Origin of the sequence: Dietzia massiliensis (assembly GCF_018390595.1) — a bacterium.
Taxonomy (GTDB): Bacteria; Actinomycetota; Actinomycetes; order Mycobacteriales; family Mycobacteriaceae; genus Dietzia; species Dietzia massiliensis.
On sequence record NZ_JAHBAV010000295.1, the window covers coordinates 1 to 373 of the forward strand.

1 protein-coding gene is annotated in these 373 nt (G+C 66.5%); it reads left to right on the forward strand.

Annotation, left to right across the window (positions count from 1 at the left end; all coding sequences use genetic code 11):
• Positions 1 to 373: 4'-phosphopantetheinyl transferase family protein (locus tag KHA85_RS20590; RefSeq protein WP_213186726.1), on the forward strand; the 373-nt coding region annotated here is incomplete at both ends.

A 373-nucleotide genomic window follows, 5' to 3' on the forward strand; every position in this document is an offset into this window, starting at 1 on the left:
CAGCTGCCCGATTTCAGCCTCGCTTACGCCAGCAACACCGTGGGCGTGCTGCTCAGCGACGAGGGAAACGTCGGGTTGGATATCGAAGTGATGCGGGCGCGCGGCACCCGGCAAAGCGCGCTGCAACACGCGCATCAGACGACGGCGGCAAGTGCCTGGATCGGCGCGCAGGACGATCGGCTGGAGGCGGAGACTCAGCTGTGGAGCATTCGGCAAAGCGTGCTGAAAATTTCCGGCCTCGGCAACAGCGGCCAGTCTACGCTGCGTCTACATCCCTTCTCCGGCCACCTGCGCTCCAGCGCCACGCCGGACGTTCAGGTGATGAGCGACGCCGACGAATACCTGAGCTGGGCCTGCGCCGGCAGCCCCGGCC